The organism is Halorussus litoreus, from assembly GCF_003382685.1.
Lineage (GTDB): Archaea > Halobacteriota > Halobacteria > Halobacteriales > Haladaptataceae > Halorussus > Halorussus litoreus.
This window is the reverse complement of sequence record NZ_QLVG01000046.1, coordinates 1-18,768: the sequence shown is the minus strand read 5'-3', so window position 1 is coordinate 18,768 and position 18,768 is coordinate 1. Positions and strand designations below refer to the sequence as shown.

The window sequence follows — 18,768 nt, the reverse complement described above, 5'->3', positions numbered from 1 at the left end:
TTCGACGCCGGGACAGCAGAGGTAAACTGTTTTGCCCGCCCGCGAGAGAGTAGCAGGTATGTTCGACAAGTCGACGTGGATCCGGCTCCCCCGGAACGTAGTGGTCGGCCACGGCGTCCTCGACCGGACCGTCGAGGCGGTCGCCGAACTCCACCTCCAGGGGCGTCCACTGGTGGTCACCAGCCCGACGCCCCGCGAGGTGGCGGCCGACCGCGTGGCGGCCGACTTCGAGGCGGCGGGCGACGACCCCGCGGTGGTCGAGATCGAGGAGGCGACGTTCGAGGCGGTCCAGCGCGTCATCGGCGTGGCCCGCGAAGCCGAAGCGGGCTACCTCGTCGGCGTCGGCGGCGGGAAGGCCATCGACATCGCGAAGATGGCGAGCCACGAACTCGAAACCGGCTTCGTCTCGGTGCCGACCGCGGCGAGCCACGACGGCATCGTCTCCGGCCGCGGGTCGGTGCCGGAGGGCGACACTCGCCACAGCGTCGCCGCCGAACCGCCGCTCGCGGTCGTGGCGGACACCGAGATCCTCGCCGACGCGCCGTGGCGGCTCACGACCGCAGGCTGTGCGGACATCATCAGCAACTACACCGCGGTCAAGGACTGGCGGCTCGCCAACCGGCTCCAGAACGTCGAGTACTCGCACTACTCGGCAGCGCTCGCGGAGATGACCGCCGAGATGCTGGTCGACAACGCCGACTCCATCAAGCAGGGACTGGAGGAGTCGGCGTGGGTCGTCGTGAAGGCACTGGTCTCCTCGGGCGTCGCGATGTCCATCGCGGACTCCTCTCGGCCCGCCAGCGGCGCCGAGCACCTGTTCAGCCACCAGCTCGACCGCTTGGTCCCAGACGCCGCGCTCCACGGCCATCAGGTCGGCGTGGGCACCATCGTCGCGGAGTACCTCCACGGCGGCAACTGGCAGGGCGTCCGGCGCGCGCTCGGCACCATCGGTGCCCCGACCACCGCCGAGGAGTTGGGCATCGACGACGCGACGGTCGTCGCGGCGCTGACCTCGGCCCACGAGATCAGGGACCGCTACACGATTCTGGGCAACGGGATGAGCGAGCCCGCGGCGGTCGAGGCCGCGGAGACGACCGGGGTTATCTAACAGTAGTTGGTAATACGTCTTCTTTATCCAGTTTTGAGTGCGTAATTGACTCGGTGGTTTTGCTCAATTCGTGGTGTGAATTGAGCAGTGGATAGATGACAAATACTTTTCATACCTCGTCGTATCTGTTATCCGTGCTTCCGCTATTTGGTCCCTATCCCTCGCTTCGTGCGTTCGCTATTGAGGCCGTGATGTATGCTCTCGCCATCTTGCTCATCGTCGGTGTGTACAAGAAGGGCATGCAGGTACTGGAGGAACGAGGTCGATTCCAGCAGAATAGCACCCGCTGGATTGCGCAAGTACTGCTTGTCGTTCTCGGAATGCTGCTTGTGAATCTCCTGTTGCTCCTTCTCGTCACGGTTTGGCCACGCCTATCGATATTCGAGTTCTGACCGACACAACAGCGGGGTAGTGACGAGTTCACGCTCTCAATTGAGCGACCGTTACAGCGACGATTCTGAACAAAGGAACCGCTCGTTCGAGGCGGTTCCACCGCCTCGAACGAGCGGTTCGCGGAGCGAAGCTCCGCGCCGCGCACTGCTCACGCGCGCCGGGTTCTTCGATTCCAGCTCTCGGAATGGTTGGAATCTCCAATCGAATGAACGAGACACCACCACAGACGAAAACAGAACTCCGAACGCGTCCTAGTCGTCCTCGCCGATGCGGAGGAACGCCAGCGCCGAGCCGAGCAACGCGGCGTTCTTCAGGAAGTGGATCTGCTGTTGCTGTTTCTCCTCCTCGTCCTCGACCGCCCAGAAGTCGTGCATCACCGGCGTGATGGAGACGAAGAACGTTGCCGCCGCGCCCGCGGCCGCCCGCGGGAGCTTCCAGAGCGCGATGCCCAGTCCGCCGAACAGCAGGCTCCCGCTAATCGCCGGCACCGACAGGTCGGCCATCGGCGCGCCCTTGCTCTCGGCGTAGCCGACCATCTGGTCGTTGTTCCGGAGGTTGTCCACCGCGATGAACGCCAGCACGCCGCCGTACAGCAGGCGGGCCAGCCTGAACGTCGGCGAGTGAGTCTTCGGCCCTTCCTCCTCCCGGAGGTTCTCGACGGCCTGCTCTGCGGTTTCCGCGATGCTCTCGGTCGGTTCGCTCTCGCGTAATGTCACGGGAGAACGTACGCCTGCGAGCGACTTACCTCTGTTCGCCGGAGTCGGACTCGCCTGGAATCGGGAACTCGGCCAGCTCTGGGTACAGCAGTTCGGCCGGGCACTCGGCCCACCAGCGGACCTCGGCGATTTCGCCCTCCCGCGGGCGAGTCTCGCCCGAGACGTACTCCCCGTCGAAGAGCACGATGAGGCGGTGGACGGGTGGACGGTCGCTCTCGTTCGGGCGAATGGTCACGCGGTGTGCCTGCCTGACGCCCGAGAGCTCGACCTCGATGCCGGTCTCCTCGCGAGTTTCGCGCCGCGCAGTCTCCTCGAAGCGCTCGCCGGGCTCCTGCTTGCCACCGGGGTCGCTCCACGCGTCGTCGCCCTCGTGGCGCACCAGCAGGACCCGCCCGCGCTCGTCGGTAGTCCAGACGCCCGCGCCGCCGAGCGTTCCGGCCTCGAATCGCTCGCGGACGCCCTTGTAGGCGTCCGGAGAGTGGTGCCACGTTTTCTCGACCAGTTCGAAGTCGCCGTACGCGGCGTCGAGGCGGTCGAGCGCGTCGGCGACGGCCTCCCGCGAGCGTTCCGTGACGGTCACGAGCCGGGCTTCGCGGGAGAGAAAGAAGATAGTTCCGTTACCCGCTGTCCGACTGCGCTACCCGATGTCGGACCCACTGTCCGACTGCGCTATCCGATGTCGGCCCGCCGGAACGACAGGAAGCCGGCCAGCAGCGGCAGGACGATCCACGCCGCGAGGATGACCAGCATGAACTCCGGCTGGAGGTAGAACGGCGTCGAGGGGTCGGCCGGCGGGATGTCCCGGTAGCCGTCGGGGAACGCGAGCCGAAGCGACTGGAGATACGCGGTCGCCGGGCTCAGGCTCTGGACGAACAGCTCCGTGTTCTGGGCGAGTTCGATGCCCAGCGTGTCCTCGAACACGAACCGGAGCGCGCCCACGACGGAGAACGCCGAGCCCTGGATCCAGAGCACGTTGAACACGAAGAAGTAGCCGATGGCTCCCGCCATCGACCGCGAGCGCGTGGCGGTCATCGCCGAGATGCCGACCGCGACCGCGACGTACGCCAGCGCGAAGTACAGCACGAGCGCGACGACTCGTGTGAACGTGGCGAACTCCAGCGCGGGGTAGAGCGCGGCCGTCAGCACGGCACCGGCACCGAACGCCAGCACGATAGCGCCACAGACCAGCGCGGCCCGTGAGAGGAACTTGCCGAACACCACGTCGCTTCGCCGGTTCGGAATCGACAGCAGGTACTTGATGCTGCCCGACTCGCGCTCGCCGGCGATGGCGAGGTAGGCGGCCACCAGCGCGACCAGCGGGATGAACAGGATGGCCAGCCCGGACATGTTCCACAGCTGGACCAGCACGTCGGGGTTCTCGTTCGTGCTCCCGACGTAGAAAAAGAGCACCGCGAACAGGGTGTAGATGCCGCCGACGAACCACAGCAGCTTCGCCCGGCGCACGTCCCTGAAGTCCTTCCGGACGACCGCGGCGAGGCTCACGCCACCACCTCCGCAGACTCCGCCTCGGAGGAATCGGGCTGTTCGACCTCGTCGCCGGTGTACCGGTTGAACAGGTCCTCGAGCGACGCGTCCTCGGAGTGGATGTCGAGCACCGGAGTCCGCTCGTGGACGTGTTCGAGCGCGGCCATCTTCGCGGACGGGGTCGAACAGACCGCGGTGATCGTCGAGCCGTCGACGGTCGCATCTTCCACGCCCGAGACCGCCGTGAGGTCGAGGTCCTCAGGAACCGTCTCGACCGTCGCCGAGACCTCGCTCTGGCCGCCCGCCGACTCGCGCAGGCCCGCGATGGTGTCCTCGGCGACCAGCCGGCCCGCGTTCATGATGCCCACCCGGTCGCAGACCGCCTCGACCTGCGGCAGGATGTGGCTGGAGAAGAACACGGTCGTCCCGCGCTCGGCCTCCTCGCGGATGAGCTCGCGCATCTCCTGGATGCCGTTGGGGTCGAGCCCGGACGACGGCTCGTCGAGGACGAGCAGGTCAGGGTCGCCGACCAGCGCCATCCCGAGGCCGAGGCGCTGGCCCATTCCCTTCGAGTAACCGCCCGCGCGGCGCTGGCGGTCGTCCTCGTCGAGTCCCACTCGGTCGAGGATGGCATCCGGGTCGTCGTCGACGCCTTTCGTCTCGGCGACCCACTCGACGTGTTCGCGCGCGGTCAGCCGGTCGTAGAGGGTCGCGCCCTCCGGCAGCACGCCCACCCGGTCGCGGATGGCCTGGGTCTCGCGCTGGGCGTCGTAGCCCAGCACGGTCGCAGATCCCTCGCTCGGCCGGATGAAGTCGAGCAGGAGGTTGATGGTCGTCGACTTTCCGGCCCCGTTCGGGCCGAGGAAGCCGAATATCTCGCCCTCCTCGACGGTGAGATCGAGCGACTCGACAGCGAGTACGTCGTCGCCGAACCGCTTGGTAAGGTCGGTCGTCTCGATTGCAGTCACGCTAACTCCTCCGTTTCCTTACGATTTAGGGGTTTCCACTCGCAGACGGTGCGTCGCATCATCGACCGTAACGACGACCGACGCGTCCGTAAAAACCCCCGCGCCTTTGCCGACTCCGCAAACGCGCGACCGATTTAAAAGGTGAGTCGCGGAACCAACCGAGAATCCCCGGACGTAGAGCGGGCGGCCCACACCGGTGGCCACCGGTGTCGGGCCGCCCGCCGCACCGGTTGGAGAGTGGATCGCGCCGGTGGGACGAAGTAAGGTCGCGCTACCGTGGTACGGGGCGGCCCGTCACGGACGTTAGGTCCGGGCTAACAGCACTGCCGTCCCGCGATTCAGACGTGCTCGACGACGACTCAGACGTGCTCGTCGAGGAAGTCCGCGACTGCGGTGTACGCCTCGATGCGGTTCTCCAACTTCGAGAAGCCGTGGCCCTCGTCGTCGAAGATCAGCTTCTCGACCGGCACGCCGTGGTCGGCGACCTCGTCGGCGATCTGCTCGGCCTCGCCCACGGGCACGCGGGGATCGTTCGCGCCGTGGAGCACCATCAGGGGCGCAGAGACGTTCTCGACGTTGTTGATGGGGCTGATGGAGTCGAGGAACTCTCGATCCTCGGCCAACGAGCCGTACTCGGCCTCGCGGTGCTCGCGCCGCCAGTCGCCGGTGTTCTCGAGGAACGTGACGAAGTTGGCGATGCCCACGACGTCGACGCCCGCGGCCCAGAGGTCGGGGTACTCCGTCAGCGCCGCGAGCACCATGAAGCCGCCGTACGACCCGCCCAGCGCGACGATCCGGTCGGGGTCGACCGCGCTCTGGTCGTGGAGCCACTCGACGCCGGCCTGCAGGTCCGCCACCGAGTCCATCCGCTTTGCCACGTCGTCGAGGTGGGTGTACGCCTTGCCGTAGCCCGCCGACCCGCGGACGTTCGGCTCGAAGACGGCGTAGCCCCGGTTCAGGAAGTACTGCTTGGTCGCGCGGAACGAGGGTCGGCGCTGGCTCTCGGGGCCGCCGTGGATGTCGACGATGACGGGCACTCCGCCGTCCCCGGCCTCCGACGCGGCCGACCGGCGCGTCGCCTCGTCGGGCACCGAGAAGAACGCCGGAATTTCACGGCCGTCGAACGTCTCGTAGTGAACCAGCCGGGGCTCGACGAACGACTCCTTGGGCAGTCCCGCTGTCGCCGCGTCGGTCCAGCGCTCGGTCTCGCCAGTCTCGGCGTCGACCACGTGGACGTTCCAGTTCTCGGTGCTCCCCGCGGCGGCGACGGCGAGCCGCTCGGCGTCGTCGTCGAACGACGCGCCGCCCGCGACGCCCCGCGGCAGGTCGGGCTCCGAGAGCGTTCGGTAGCTGGTCGCCCCGGTGAGTTCCCCGACCGTCAACTCGGTGTAGCCCTCGACGTTCCGGCCGTAGACGAACCGGCCGGTGTCCTCGTCGAGTCGGAGGCTCTCGACGTTCCACTCGCCGCCGTCCTCGACCACGTCGATCTCGCCGGTGTCGATGTCGAGCCGACCGAGGTACTTGGTGTCGGCGTCCCGGTCGGTCGTCAGGTAGAGCGCGTCGCCGTCCGGACCCCAGTGTATCTGGGCGTAGCGGGCGTCCTCTTGGTGGGGCGTGAGGTGTTCGAAATCACCGGTTTCGAGGTCGAGCACGTACCCGTCGTTGTCGAACCCGGAGTGGGCCTCCCGGACGGCGAGGTAGCGGTCGTCCGGGCTCCAGCCGACGACCGAGAGCCAGCCGTCGCCCTCGTGGACCAGTTCGGCGTCGTCGCCCCGCTCGTCGCGGGCCTGGACGTACACGTCGAACACCGACTCTTCTCGGCGGTTCGACGCGAAGGCGAACGCCGACCCGTCGGAGTTCCACCCACCCCAGTAGTGGATGGCCTCCGGCGTGTCGGTGAGCGGGGTGACGGTCTCGCCGTCGCCGTCGAGCCGGAACAGTTGGGTGCGCTCGTCGCCGCCCTCGTCCATCCCGAAGACGAGTTCGTCGCGCTCGGGCGACCACGACGCGAAGCTCACGGACTCGGCCTCGAAGGTGAGCTGTCGGGGCCACGCGCCGGGCTCGTCGAGCCGCCACACCTGCGAGACGCCCGTGGTGTCCATCAAGAAGGAGAGTCGGTCGCCGTCCGGGCCGAACGACGGCCGGTTCGCGGCCCGCACGTTGAGATACCGCTCGAAATCGTAGGTCGACATGCCACAGGGTTGCAATCCGACCGTCATATCCCTTTGGGCATCGGAAGCTTGCTGTGCACCGCCAGCGTCTCGTCTGTCGAGGTGAGAGGCCGGGCGCCACGTCTCGGTCTTCGTGAGCCTCCGGACTACCCTCCCTCCGAAACCGGAGATGGAACCCTCGTAACTGGTGGTTCTCGACCGGTCCAGCGATCTACGCGTGTGGTTTGCCGAGTGAAAACGTGAGGTCCCGCGATCCGCACGCCAAGCGTCCGGTGGTGGCGCGGTAATCACCGCGAAGCCGGCGACTCGGAGACGGTGCGACTCGCCCTAGAACGGGTGAGTTTCCCCTGCGGGCGACGGCACAATTTTTGGTTGAAATCGTGAACTGTTCCAAGGTGAGGGTGAACGTTCGAATCGGTTTATCAGCGCGACTCTCATCCCTATGCTCCGAGATGGCTTCCAAGACGACGCGTCCGTCCCGGAAGGAGGTGTTCCACGCCGTCAAGAACCTCCGTCGCCGGTACGTCCTCTACTACCTCCAGCGGTACGGGGGACCGGTGGAGCTCGGCGAACTCGCCGAGCAGGTAGCGGCGTGGGAGAACGACGCGACCGTCTCGGAGGTCTCTTCAAGCCAGCGCAAGTCGGTGTACAGCGCGCTCCACCAGACCCACCTGCCCAAGCTGGAGTCGGCGGGGGTCCTCCGGTACGACACCGACCGGAGCGTGGTGCACCCGACCGAACGGGCGGCCCAGCTCGACCTCCAGCTCGCGAGCGACCCGCAGGCGTCGGTGCCGTGGCACCGGCTCTACCTCGCTATCGCCGGGGTGAGCCTCCTCGTGCTGTCGATAGCCTGGGCTGGCATGTACCCCTTCGCACTGCTCTCGGGACTGGAGTGTGCCCTCCTCGTGGTCACCGCGTTCGGCGTGACTGCGGTGGGTCACACTTACGACCTCCGACGGTGGCGACGCCGCGCGAACCGGGCAGCGCCGGACTTCATTCTCGAACTCAACGATTGAGTTCGCGCGGGGGTGCCGCGCCGGTTCTGACCGGCGCGGCATCCCCGCGCGTCACCGAATGCGGCAGTACCGCCTTGCGTCGGCGAACGGCGCAGTACCGCCTCGCGCCCTCAGAGGTCGTGGCAGCCTCACGGAGAAGAGTTGGGTTTTTAGGGGACCGCTTCGTGGCGGTTCGTATGCGCGTCGCGTTCGTCTCGGAGACGGTGGCCCAACACCGCGAGACGGGAGTAACGCGACGGCTCCGACGGACCGCCGAGGGGCTCGCCCGGCGGAACCACGACGTGGTCGTCTGCTGTGCGCAATGGTGGGAGGGCGACCACGAGACGTTCGAGCAGAACGACGTGACCTACCGGCGGGTCACCGAGGAGGCTTCCGGCGAGTCCCGGCGGTTCGCCCTCGCGCTTCCCGGAGCGCTCCGGGCAGCCGACCCCGACGTGATTCAAGCTACTGCCGCAGTCCCCGTCCACGTGCTCGCCGCGAAGGCCGCCAGCGTGTTCCTCCGCGCCCCGCTCGTCGTGGACTGGTACGAGTCGCCCGACGCCGGGGACGCCAACGATCCGACGTGGCGGCTCGCGGCTACGCTCCCGGACCTCGTGCTCGCCCCCTCCGAAACCGTCAAGACTCGCGTCCGGGAACTCGGTGCCGACGGCGAGGCGGTCCGGGTCGTCCCCAACGGCGTCGACCTCGACGCCATCCGGGCGGCCGAGCCCCGCGACGTGGCGGACGTGGTCTACTCCCGGCACCTCGACGAGGACGCCAATCTGGAGAGCCTGCTGCTCGCGCTGGCGGAACTCCGCGACCGGGACTGGTCTGCGGTCGTCATCGGCGACGGCCCCGAGCGCGACACCTACGAGCGACAGGTCCGGGACCTCCGCATCGACGACCGGGTGACCTTCGTCGGCGACCGACCGCTCGACGACCGGCTCGCGGCGTTCAAGGGCGCGCACGTCTACGCCCAGACCGCCCGCCGCGAGGCGTTCCCGACCGACATGCTCCGGGCGCTCGCCTGCGGCTGTGCGGGCGTGGTCGAGTATCACGTCGGATCGAGCGCTCACGAGTTGGTCGAGCAGGAAGAGCGCGCGTTTCGGACGACCAGCGAGCAGGAACTCACCGACGCCCTCGTCGCGGCCGCCGACATGGAGCGGCTGGACGGCAACGAGAACTTCGCCGAATACGACGAGCGCGAGGTACTGGAAACATATCTGGACGCCTACCGCGACGCGGAAGAGCGGATGAGCTGGGTCGAACCCGCCGCGGTTGCGGGCGTCGTCCTTGCTGTCGTCGCGCTGGTTGTGCTGCTGGTCGTGCTTCTGTGATGGATAGACCGGGTCTGTAGTCTGGCTCGGACGCGTTCTACACGGAGACCCGCGGCCCGCGGTGAAAGAGTGTAGGGTAGTTTACTATTCGAGCTGCTTCGGTTCGTCGACGGCTACCGTCAACTGGTGCACGCCACGACAGTCACCGACTTGTCCGCCGTGATGAGATATCGCCCCGGTGCTCTGCAATCCACGTCCCGGAGTGCGTCGACTCGTTCGTAGTCGTAACCCTCGTCGTACGTCTCCACGAACTCGGCCCGTTCGCTCGCGTTCTGCCATGTCACGTGCCACGTTACGACACTCGATCCATTTGCTCGATAGTAGTCCATCCTGTCGTTCGTCCAGCCGCCAGCCGCGGCGGCCGCGCGTTCGGCATCGACACCCCTGCTCTCGAACGTCTCTCGGAGGAACAGTTCTCCGACACGGTCGGTACGGACGTGGTTGAGCGAATCCATCGACAGCTTCGGGCGCAGGGGAAAGCCGGTTGCGTTCGTCGTCTCGCCGGGGTGGAGAAGCTGTGCAGTCGAGTTCACCCGTCCAGGTCCCGGAACAGTTCGCCAGTCCGTCTGTTCGCTGTACAGGAAGCCTGCGTGGTACACCGACTGGCTCACCCGGCGCTTCCAGTTCTGGTGGCCCACGTCCAGCGCCGAGACGTTCAGGTGACCGCCGTACCGTTCGACGTAAAAGTCGGCGACGTACATCGCAACGCCGTTGGAGACGGCCTGTCGGGCGAGCAGTTCGTCGGTCGTCCGCGGTCCGACCATGCGCCCATCCGTGCTCGCGTTACTAGCAGTCGGTGGCGGGAGTTCCACCGCGTGGCTGAGCTCGTGGACGAGCAGTGCCTCGTAGGAGATCCACGGGACGTTTTCGACCACGCTTTCGTTTGCGAGAAAGATCTCTATCGCCCCACCGTCCGGGGAGAACTCCGTGTACCCCAGTGACGACCGCTGTCCAGAGTTGGTCGCCGCGTCGAGGCCGAAAAACGAGAGTCCGGGTTTCCCGACGTAGGCGAACCTTCCCCGGTTCGGCGTCGTGTCGATTCCGCCTGCCGTTTGCTCGACGCAGATGGACACGTTCCGCTCCAACTCCATCCCCTTTATCTCCTCGACGCGGACGACCAGCCGCTCGTAGTCGTAGTCGGGGAGCGACTCGCAGGCTTCGACAGTGACCCCCGGGTCGGTAACTCCGGAGTCCGTGCCGCTGATTCCGTGGAGGGCTGCGAGTACGAGGACCAGCATCGTGGTGGCTATCAGCCACCCACGACTATTCATACTTCCAACAAAAATAGGAGGAACGTATTCGTTTCGGAATAGTTCGCGACTTCGGAGGACGACGAATCGCTACGCGTCGAACTCTTCGACGCCGTCGACCGCCTCGACCGCCCGAACCGCCGCCACGTTCTCTTCCACGTCGTGGACCCGAACGATGTCCGCACCGCGCTCGGCCGCGATGGCGGTCCCGGCGACCGTGGCCGCCGAGCGGTCCTCGTCCTCGCCGATCAGGCCGAACATGGACTTGTGGGAGTGGCCGATGAGGACCGGGCAGTCCAGCGCGTGAAACTCGTCGGTTCGGCCCAGCAACTCGAAGCTCTCGCTGCTCGCCTTGCCGAAGCCGAGTCCGGGGTCGACGATTATCTGCTCGCGGTCGAGGCCGGCCTTCTCGGCCAGCAGGACGCGCTCTTCGAGTTCGTCGATCACGTCCTCGACCACGTCGTCGTAGTGGACGTCCCGGCCCGGAACCACGGGCGCGTCGATGCTGTGCATCACGACGAGCGGCACGTCGTACTCGGCGGCGACGAACCGCATCTCGGGGTCTTCGAGGCCCGACACATCGTTCAGGATGTCTGCGCCCGCCTCCAGTGCGGCGCGCGCGACCGCGGCCTTCCGGGTGTCGACCGAGACGAGCGCCGGGAGGTCGGCGATCCGCTCGATCACGGGGACCACGCGGTCGATCTCTTCCTCGACCGAGATCTCGTCCGCGCCCGGGCGGGTGCTCTCGCCGCCCACGTCGACGAGGTCCGCGCCGGCCGCGACCATCTCCTCGGCGCGCCCGACCGCGTCCTCGACGCGGTCGTACTCGCCGCCGTCGTGGAACGAGTCGGGCGTGACGTTCAGCACGCCCATGACGGCGGTGCCGTCCTCCCACGGGTAGCCCCGACGCTCCGTTTCGGTTCGGATGTCGAGCGCCCCGCGCACGTCGTCGGCGAACACCGAGAGGCCGTACGGCTGGCCGTCGAGCTTCTCGGCGAGGCGCTTGAACTGCGCGAGGGTGCCCATCAGCACCACGTCGACGGTCTCCTCGTCTTGCTCGTTGACGCCCGAGAGCGCACACTCCCCGCCGAGGCTCAGCATCTCCTCCTTGAGGTAGCGGGCCTGCCGGACCTGCACGCGGGTCTTGAGCACGCGGTGGACCGCCTTGCCGCGCATCCGCCAGACGCCGGGGTCGGTCACGTCCGCGTCTTCGAGCGTCTCGCGGGCGTCGTCGACGTCCTCGACGCGCTTGGGAATCTCGGCGCGAGTCCACCGCCGCCGGGCCTCCGCGACCGCGAACAGCGACCCCGCGACCAGCACGAGGTCGTCCTCGCTCGCAGCGTCGAGGGCGTTCTCCAGCGCGCCGGCGACCGCGTTGCGGGTGAGCACCTCGCCCGCGCCCGCCTCCGCGAACGCGCGGGCGACGACCGCTTCGTCCTCCGCGCCACGGATGTCCGCCTGACAGGCGACCACGCGGTCGGGGGTCGGCAGCGCGGCGGCCATCCCACGGAGGTCCTTGTCGTGTTTCGCGCCGAAGACGAGGTGGAGGTCGTCGTACTCGCCGTCGAACTCCGCGACCGTGTCCGCGAGCGCTTCGCACGCGCCGGGGTTGTGCGCGCCGTCGAGCGCCACGATGGGGTCGGTCCCCATCACCTCGAAGCGGCCCGGCCAGTCGGCCTTCCGGAGCCCGCGGGCCAGCGTCTCCGAGTCCACGCTCACGCGGTCGCGCTCGCCCGGCAGGTCGGCGAGTTCGCCGACCTGCCGGGCGAGCGCGGCCGCCACGCCCGCGTTCCGGGCCTGATACTCACCGAGCAGGGGAATCCGCGCGTCGACCGACCAGTCGGGGCCGGACAGCGCGACCGCGGCCTCGGTGTGGTTGGTCTTGCCCTCGTAGGCGACCCGCACGTCCGCTCGGTCGGCGTCGCCGTCTTCGGCCTCGTCTGTGTCGTCGACTCGGACGACCCGTCCGGCGTGCGCTCGTACAGCCTCCAGCGCGTCCCCCGTGGTCGCGGTCACGAGCGGGGCGTCGGCGGGCGCGACGTGGGCCTTGTCGGTGGCGATCTCCGCGATGGTGTCGCCGATGATGCCGGTGTGTTCGAGCGTGACGCTGGTGACCGCGCTCGCGACGGGGTCGACCACGCTGGTCGCGTCGTACTTCCCGCCGATGCCGACTTCGAGAACGGCCACGTCCACGTCCTCGCGGCCGAACTGCCAGAGCGCGAGGCCGGTCATCACCTCGAAGAAGGTCGGCGCTTCGCCGTCGGTCGCGCGCTTCTCGACGTACTCGTGGATCGACTCGGCGTACTCTGTGATGGCGGCCTTCGGCACTTTCCGGCCGTTCACCCGGACGCGCTCGCGCACGTCGTCGAAGTGCGGCGAGGTGAACAGCCCCACGTCGAGGCCCGCCTCCCGGAGCGCGCGCTCGGTCATCCGGGCGGTCGAGCCCTTCCCGTTCGACCCCGCGACCTGTACGTACTCGACCCCCTCGTGCGGGTCGTCGAGGTGGGCGAGCAGCTTCGCGGTCGACTCCGTCCCCGGTTTGGGACGATACCGGCGGAGGTCGAACAGGAAGTTCGCCGCCTCGTGGAAGTCCATGTGTCCGAGAATTAGCGCGGCGTGCTTTAGCGTGTCGGAGTCGGACCTCGCCGGCGGTCCCTCGGCGCTCGCGCTGTTCCCGTCGCCCCGGCTATCGCTCTGCCCGCACCGCGCGCTCGATACCGGTGAAGAGCCCGTGAGCGACCGCGCTCGCGCCGAGCAGAAACAGGAGCAGGGCGAAGGCGGCCCCGAGGGTGCCGGTCTCGCCAAGTTTCGTCCAGTTCGAGGAGAAGGTGATGAGCAGGTGTTTCGCGGTCGTGTACAGCGGGAAGCTCATCACCGCGAGGCCGAGGGCGATCTTCAGAACGTCGGTTCGGTAGTTGGAGGACACTGTAGCCGGTGGTTCAGACAGTCCGGACTTAGTTCTTCCTCGTTCGGGACCGCCGGTGATGGGATGGGACTTCGGTTCGGTGGACGCGACCCCGCCGACTTCGCCACGGTCCTTCCGACCACGAGTCGCTCGCCGTGAAACAAACAACGGGACGCGCGGCGTGAGCGCCGTCAGGCGCGAACGCCGCGGGGAGGCACGGGGCGCGGTGTGGTTGCTGTCGCGGTGCGGTGGCGGTGCCGTGCGGTCACGCCGAGGCTCAAGCAGTAGCTAGCTCGGACGACTCGAAGGAGTAGGAAGCAGTAGCAAACTCGGAACGTCCCGAAGGAGGAGAAACAACATCACAAAGGGTGCTATCGCTCGAATTCGGACTCGCCCCGGTCGCGCTCGCCCCGGAGTCGGTCGAGTTCGCGCTGAACGTGGTCGTCGGTCACGCTCTCGAACCCGCTCCGGACATCCGCCTCGCGCAACAACCGCTGCAAGCGCTGCTCGTACTCGTACTCCGTGATTTCGCCGTCGACGTACTCGGCTTTGAGCGCCTCGATGCGCTCCTCGGTCGTCGGCTCGAACCGTTCTGCGAGCCCCAGTTCGCGGGCCTCCGAGGAGTGACGCTCGGCGGTCCGCGCGAGACTCGCCAGTCGCTCGCTGCGGGGCATCGACGCCCGGCGGACCGCGGCGGCGGTGGTCCAGATCAGCAAGAGCAGCGAGAGCATCCCGAAGAACGCGCCGGCCAGCGCGTACGGGACCACCGCGTTCAGCAGCGCGACCAGCAGCGGCGTCCCCGCGGGCGGTGCCAGCACAGCAGAGACTACCGCCAGCATGCCGAACGCCACGACGCCGACGAGCGCGAACAGCGAGAGCACGAGCCCCGCGAGCAGTAGCGTGACGCGCGTGTCGTCTCGGAGTCCCATCGGAGAGGGGTAGGTCCCGGTCGTACTTGAATCTCGTCCTCCGCTCGCTCGGAAAACCGATAGCAGGCGGTGGCGGAAGAAGACGAGAGACCTCGGTTCCTGCGCTCAGTCGTGCCGGAAACACCGCGTTCCGGTGAACACCATCGCCACGTCGTGCTCGTCTGCGGCCTCGATCACGTCGTCGTCGTTGACCGACCCGCCGGGCTGGATCACGGCCTCGATTCCGGCCTCGGCCGCGGCCTCGATGGCGTCGGGGAACGGGAAAAAGGCGTCCGAGGCCATCACCGCGCCCTCGGCGGACTTGCCCTCGGCGTCGCTCTCGGCCTTCATCTTCGCGATCTCGACCGCGTCGACGCGGCTGACCTGTCCAGCGCCTACGCCGACCGTCTCCGTACCGTCGGCGAACAGGATGGCGTTGGATTTGACGTGCTTGATGGTCCGCCACGCGAAGAGGAGGCTCTCGTACTGCTCGTCGGTGGGCTCGCGCTCGGTGACGACCTCCAGATCCTCGCGGGTCGGCGCTTGCAGGTCGCGCTCCTGGACGAGGGTTCCGCCGACGAGATCCTTCTCGGTCGTGCTTTCGGAGACCTCAGCAAAGCTGTCCTCATCTCCAACGTCGAGCACGCGCAGGTTCCCCTTCTCGAACAGCGCGTCGAGTGCGTCGTCGGTGTAGCCCGGCGCGAGCACGACCTCCTTGAACGAGTCGGCGACGCGCTCGGCCGTGGCCGCGTCGCACTCGCGGTTCAGCGCGACGATGCCGCCGAACGCGCTCTTCGCGTCGGTCGAGAGCGCGCGGTCGTAGGCGTCCGCGAGCGAATCCGCGGTCGCACAGCCCGCGGGGTTCGTGTGCTTGATGACCGCCGCGGCGGGTCGGTCGAACTCCTTGACGAGGTTGAGCGCGGCGTCCGCGTCGTTGTAGTTGTTGTAGCCCATCCCCTTCGCGCCCTCGTTCAGCTGGGGCGCGCCGACCACGCTGGTCTCCTCGCAGGTGGCGTCGCCGTACAGCGCGGCGTCCTGATGGGGGTTCTCGCCGTAGCGCAACTCGGCGGCGCGGTCGCTCGTTTCGACGCGCCGCTCGGGGAACGCACCGTCGGTGTCGCCCTCGATGCGGACCTCGCCGGCTTCGTGATCCACTTCGACGCGGTCCTCGGCGAACCACTTCACTGCGCGGGGGTAGGCCTTGAACTCGCCCTCGTAGAGCACGCGCTCTTTGAGCGAGTCGCGGTCGTCGCCCTCGTAGACGGAGACCGGCTCTTGGGTCACGACCGGTCCGGCGTCGACCTTCTCCTCGACCACGGTCCCCGCATCGTCGGTCGCGTCGGTGACCACGTGGACCGTACAGCCGGTTACCGACACGCCCGCGTCGAGCGCGTCGCCCCACGCGTCCGTGCCGGCGAACGACGGGAGCAGCGAGGGGTGGACGTTCAGCGTCGTGGGTGCTGCGTCGAGGAACCGGTCCGAGAGGATGCGCATGTAGCCGTCGAGACAGACCAGATCGAAGTCGTAGTCGGCGAGCGCGTCGAGCACGCGGGCCTCGTGGTCGCGCCGCGACTCGTCGTCGCGCAGTTCCACGACCTCGGTCGGAATGTCGCGCTCGCTCGCGGCGTCGAGCGCGGGCGCGTCGTCGTCGGTGGTCAGCACGACCGAAAGCTCCGCGCCGCCGGGCGCGAGGTCGGCGACGTGCACGAGGTTTCGACCGCGGTTGCCAGCCAGTCCGGCGATTCGGGTCATGTCTCCATGAGCGCTCGCCTGAGCAAAAGGAGTTGCGGTTGCGAGCCGAGATGTGTGCACGAGTCTGTATAGAGATGGTGTTGAGATTGCGGGAGAAGCCGAAACCTATGCAAGAGCGTGGAGGTATCGACCGACACGCTTTTTGCCCGCGCTCGGGCAGATACGCGCATGAACCCTCTCGACGCCGTGACGCCGCTCGACGGTCGGTACGCCGGGCGGACCGAACCCCTGCGGGCGTACGCCAGCGAAGCCGCGCTCGTTCGCGCCCGCGTGCGAGTCGAAGTAGAGTACCTGCTCGCGCTCGCCGACCTCGACGCCACGCCGCTCGAAATCGGCGAGTCGAACCGCGAGTACCTCCGGAGCCTCTACGAGGAGTTCGACGACGCCGACGCCGAACTCGTCAAGCAGATCGAGACCGAGGGGTACGGCGAGTACGAGGCGACCAACCACGACGTGAAGGCGGTCGAGTACTTCGTCCGCGAGCGCGTCGCCGATCCGGAACTCGGCCACGTCATCCCGTGGATCCACTTCGGGCTGACGAGCGAGGACGTGAACAACCTCGCGTACCGCCTGCTCGTCGAGGGAGCTGTCGAGGACGTGCTCCTGCCCGAACTCGAACTGGTTCGGGGCGTGCTCGCCGACCTCGCCCGCGAGCATCGGGACGTGCCGATGCTCGCGCGGACCCACGGCCAGCCCGCGACCCCGACCACCTTCGGCAAGGAGATGGCGGTGTTCGCCTCGCGGCTCGGCCGCGCAATCGGTCGCGTGAAGACGGCCCGCGACGGACTGCAGGGCAAGCTCGCGGGGGCTTCCGGCACCTACGCGGCCCACGTCGCGGCGTACCCCGACGTGGACTGGCCGGCGTTCGCCCGCGAGTTCGTCGAAGGGCTGGGCGTCGAGCAGGCTCCGCTGACCACGCAGGTCAACCCCTCCGACGACCTGGCGGAGCTGTTCGATGCGCTCCGGGGCGCGAACAAGGTCCTGCTCGACCTCGACCGGGACGCGTGGCGGTACGTCAGCGACCGCTACCTCGGACAGGAGGCCGCCGAGGGCGAGACGGGGTCGTCGACCATGCCCCACAAGGTCAACCCCATCGACTTCGAGAACAGCGAGGGCAACCTCTCGAAGGCAAACTCGGATCTGATCTTCCTCGCGGACTACCTGACCGAATCCCGGCTCCAGCGTGACCTCTCGGATTCGACGGTCAAGCGCAACGTCGGGGCCGCCTTCGCCTACTGCCTGCTTGGGTATCTCAAGCTCCGTGACGGCCTCTCGAAGGTCGTCCCGAACGAGCAGGTGATGGCCGAGGACCTCGACGCGACCCCGGAGGTCATCGGTGAGGCGGTCCAGACCATCCTCCGGCGCGAGGGTCACGACGACGCCTACGAGCGCGTGAAGGACCTCTCGCGAGGCCAGCGCGTGACGCTCGAAGACTTCCGCGACCTCTTCGCTGACCTCGACGTGGACGAAGAGACCCGCGAGGAACTGATGGCGCTGACGCCCGCGAACTACACCGGCGTCGCCGACGAGATGGTCGACTTCCTCGACGAGAGCTGACGGCGGCTCCGAAGCTCGTGCGATAGCTCGCTGCCTCGACGTTCGCGTCCAGTATCTCGTGCTGGAGACGATGGCTTCTGCCGAAACCCAGGAGAAACCACAACTGCACAGCACCGCACCTGCACAACACCGCGACCGAACAGCGCCTATCTCAAAAGTTCGCCGAGCGCCGTTTCCAGAATCCCCCCGGCGCGCTCGACCTCCGAGACCCGGACGTACTCGCGGGGCGCGTGGGCTACCGCGCCCTCTTCGTCGGCCAGCGCGCCGGGCCCGAACACCACCGTCGGCGCAAATTCCGCGAAGTACGACGCCTCGGTGGCGGCCCCGAAGGGCCGCATCTGCCCGGCACCCGCGTCCCGCATCGCTCGCACGACCGGCGAATCCGGCGGCGTCTCGAACGCCGCGAGGAACGGGGTGTCGCGCTCGGCGAGGGCGACTTCGAACTCGGTCCCGACTTCGACACCCTCGTCCGGCGATAGATGCTCGCGGAGATGGTCCTGCAGCCCCGACCGGAACCCCTCTGCGGTCTCGGGCGGGACGCTCCGGCGGTCGACCACGAACGAGCATTCTGCTGGCACCTGATTCGTGGCGGTGCCGCCCTCGACCGTGGTGGGGACCAGCGTCGGCGCGCCGAGCGCGTCGCTCGGGTCGGGCGCGCCCTCGCGCTCGTCGAAGGAGTCCAGCGCCGCCAGCAGGTCGCCGGCCGCCCGGACCGCGTTCGCGCCGGCCTCGGGTTCCGCGGCGTGGGCGTTCGCGCCCCGGACCGTCACCGTGGCCTGAAAGCGCCCCTTCGCGGCGGTGCAGACGTCCAACTCCGTCGGTTCCCCCACAATCACGGCGTCCGGCGCGGGACGGAGGTCGGACCGCGATTCGAAGTCGAGCGCCGCGGCTCCCGTCGAGTTCGTCTCCTCGTCGGGCGTGACCACGAGCGTGACCCGGCCGCGCTCCACCTCGACGCCGAGGAAAGCCGCCAGCATCGCGGCCAGCGGCCCCTTCGCATCGCACGATCCGCGGCCACGGATGATCTCGCCACCGTCCTCCAATGCGTCCCGCGAGAACTCGACGTGCGGCGGCACCGTGTCGATGTGGGTGTTGAGGACGACGTGAGGACCCTCCCGGCCCGAGTCGCGGACCGCGATGGTGTTGCCCGCGCCGTCGACGCGGACCTCGGGAGTCGCGCCGTCGGCGGTGGCGTCGCCGCCCGCGGATTCCGCGGGCGGCGA

At 68.0% G+C, this 18,768-nt stretch carries 15 protein-coding genes; 4 read left to right on the top strand and 11 right to left on the bottom strand.

The window, feature by feature from the left end:
• Positions 1-58 precede the first annotated feature (58 nt).
• Positions 59-1,108, top strand: coding sequence for an NAD(P)-dependent glycerol-1-phosphate dehydrogenase (locus tag DPQ64_RS13965; RefSeq protein ID WP_115864931.1), 1,050 nt, complete (start codon positions 59-61; stop codon positions 1,106-1,108).
• A 644-nt stretch (positions 1,109-1,752) separates the two neighbouring features.
• Here DPQ64_RS13965 and DPQ64_RS13955 read toward each other — a convergent pair.
• The 5 genes from DPQ64_RS13955 to DPQ64_RS13935 all read right to left on the bottom strand — a co-directional run bounded on the left by DPQ64_RS13955 (position 1,753) and on the right by DPQ64_RS13935 (position 6,862).
• Complete coding sequence (locus DPQ64_RS13955; protein ID WP_368276120.1) at positions 1,753-2,217, bottom strand: DoxX family membrane protein; 465 nt, start codon at positions 2,215-2,217, stop codon at positions 1,753-1,755.
• A gap of 25 nt (positions 2,218-2,242) precedes the next feature.
• Positions 2,243-2,797 (bottom strand): NUDIX hydrolase, encoded by a 555-nt coding sequence (locus DPQ64_RS13950; protein ID WP_115864929.1) that lies wholly within the window; start codon positions 2,795-2,797, stop codon positions 2,243-2,245.
• Positions 2,798-2,886: 89 nt separating this feature from the next.
• Entirely contained in the window at positions 2,887-3,720 is an 834-nt protein-coding gene (locus tag DPQ64_RS13945) for an ABC transporter permease subunit (RefSeq protein WP_115864928.1), read from the bottom strand.
• Positions 3,717-4,670: an ABC transporter ATP-binding protein gene (locus tag DPQ64_RS13940; protein ID WP_115864927.1), complete on the bottom strand. Its 954-nt coding sequence runs from the start codon at positions 4,668-4,670 to the stop codon at positions 3,717-3,719. The genes DPQ64_RS13945 and DPQ64_RS13940 overlap by 4 nt, the downstream gene beginning before the upstream one ends.
• A 359-nt stretch (positions 4,671-5,029) precedes the next feature.
• The gene (locus tag DPQ64_RS13935) at positions 5,030-6,862 is read right to left on the bottom strand and encodes a S9 family peptidase (protein ID WP_115864926.1); all 1,833 of its coding nucleotides are present in this window, start codon (positions 6,860-6,862) and stop codon (positions 5,030-5,032) included.
• A gap of 431 nt (positions 6,863-7,293) precedes the next feature.
• Here DPQ64_RS13935 and DPQ64_RS13930 point away from each other — a divergent pair, with 431 nt between their 5' ends.
• Together DPQ64_RS13930 and DPQ64_RS13925 are read left to right on the top strand one after the other, a co-directional pair.
• A complete protein-coding gene (locus DPQ64_RS13930) occupies positions 7,294-7,857 on the top strand; it encodes a DUF7344 domain-containing protein (protein ID WP_115864925.1) in 564 nt (187 codons plus the stop codon).
• A gap of 176 nt (positions 7,858-8,033) precedes the next feature.
• Positions 8,034-9,173: a glycosyltransferase family 4 protein gene (locus tag DPQ64_RS13925; RefSeq protein ID WP_115864924.1), complete on the top strand. Its 1,140-nt coding sequence runs from the start codon at positions 8,034-8,036 to the stop codon at positions 9,171-9,173.
• A 119-nt stretch (positions 9,174-9,292) separates the two neighbouring features.
• Here the strand turns inward: DPQ64_RS13925 and DPQ64_RS13920 are convergent, their stop codons facing one another.
• The 5 genes from DPQ64_RS13920 to purH form a co-directional block, all read right to left on the bottom strand.
• Positions 9,293-10,444 (bottom strand): hypothetical protein, encoded by a 1,152-nt coding sequence (locus tag DPQ64_RS13920; RefSeq protein WP_157971715.1) that lies wholly within the window; start codon positions 10,442-10,444, stop codon positions 9,293-9,295.
• A 69-nt stretch (positions 10,445-10,513) separates the two neighbouring features.
• A complete protein-coding gene (folP, locus tag DPQ64_RS13915) occupies positions 10,514-13,018 on the bottom strand; it encodes a dihydropteroate synthase (protein WP_115864922.1) in 2,505 nt (834 codons plus the stop codon).
• A gap of 91 nt (positions 13,019-13,109) precedes the next feature.
• Entirely contained in the window at positions 13,110-13,349 is a 240-nt protein-coding gene (locus DPQ64_RS13910; RefSeq protein WP_115864921.1) for a hypothetical protein, read from the bottom strand.
• A 350-nt stretch (positions 13,350-13,699) separates the two neighbouring features.
• Positions 13,700-14,257: an SHOCT domain-containing protein gene (locus DPQ64_RS13905; protein ID WP_115864920.1), complete on the bottom strand. Its 558-nt coding sequence runs from the start codon at positions 14,255-14,257 to the stop codon at positions 13,700-13,702.
• Between the two features lie 105 nt (positions 14,258-14,362).
• Positions 14,363-15,988, bottom strand: a complete 1,626-nt coding sequence (purH, locus tag DPQ64_RS13900; RefSeq protein ID WP_115864919.1) for a bifunctional phosphoribosylaminoimidazolecarboxamide formyltransferase/IMP cyclohydrolase — start codon at positions 15,986-15,988, stop codon at positions 14,363-14,365.
• Positions 15,989-16,156: 168 nt separating this feature from the next.
• Here purH and purB point away from each other — a divergent pair, with 168 nt between their 5' ends.
• Positions 16,157-17,545: an adenylosuccinate lyase gene (gene purB, locus DPQ64_RS13895; RefSeq protein ID WP_115864918.1), complete on the top strand. Its 1,389-nt coding sequence runs from the start codon at positions 16,157-16,159 to the stop codon at positions 17,543-17,545.
• A gap of 146 nt (positions 17,546-17,691) precedes the next feature.
• Here the strand turns inward: purB and DPQ64_RS13890 are convergent.
• Positions 17,692-18,768: M20/M25/M40 family metallo-hydrolase (locus DPQ64_RS13890; RefSeq protein WP_115864917.1), on the bottom strand; the 1,077-nt coding region annotated here is incomplete at its 5' end.

Bases quoted from the DNA above. Each gene is read 5' to 3' on its own strand.
- DPQ64_RS13925 (WP_115864924.1), top strand. From the start codon at position 8,034: ATGCGCGTCGCGTTCGTCTCGGAGACGGTGGCCCAACACCGCGAGACG.
- DPQ64_RS13930 (WP_115864925.1), top strand. From the start codon at position 7,294: ATGGCTTCCAAGACGACGCGTCCGTCCCGGAAGGAGGTGTTCCACGCC.
- folP (WP_115864922.1), bottom strand. From the start codon at position 13,018: ATGGACTTCCACGAGGCGGCGAACTTCCTGTTCGACCTCCGCCGGTAT.
- purB (WP_115864918.1), top strand. From the start codon at position 16,157: ATGAACCCTCTCGACGCCGTGACGCCGCTCGACGGTCGGTACGCCGGG.
- DPQ64_RS13920 (WP_157971715.1), bottom strand. From the start codon at position 10,444: ATGAATAGTCGTGGGTGGCTGATAGCCACCACGATGCTGGTCCTCGTA.
- purH (WP_115864919.1), bottom strand. From the start codon at position 15,988: ATGACCCGAATCGCCGGACTGGCTGGCAACCGCGGTCGAAACCTCGTG.
- DPQ64_RS13935 (WP_115864926.1), bottom strand. From the start codon at position 6,862: ATGTCGACCTACGATTTCGAGCGGTATCTCAACGTGCGGGCCGCGAAC.
- DPQ64_RS13905 (WP_115864920.1), bottom strand. From the start codon at position 14,257: ATGGGACTCCGAGACGACACGCGCGTCACGCTACTGCTCGCGGGGCTC.
- DPQ64_RS13965 (WP_115864931.1), top strand. From the start codon at position 59: ATGTTCGACAAGTCGACGTGGATCCGGCTCCCCCGGAACGTAGTGGTC.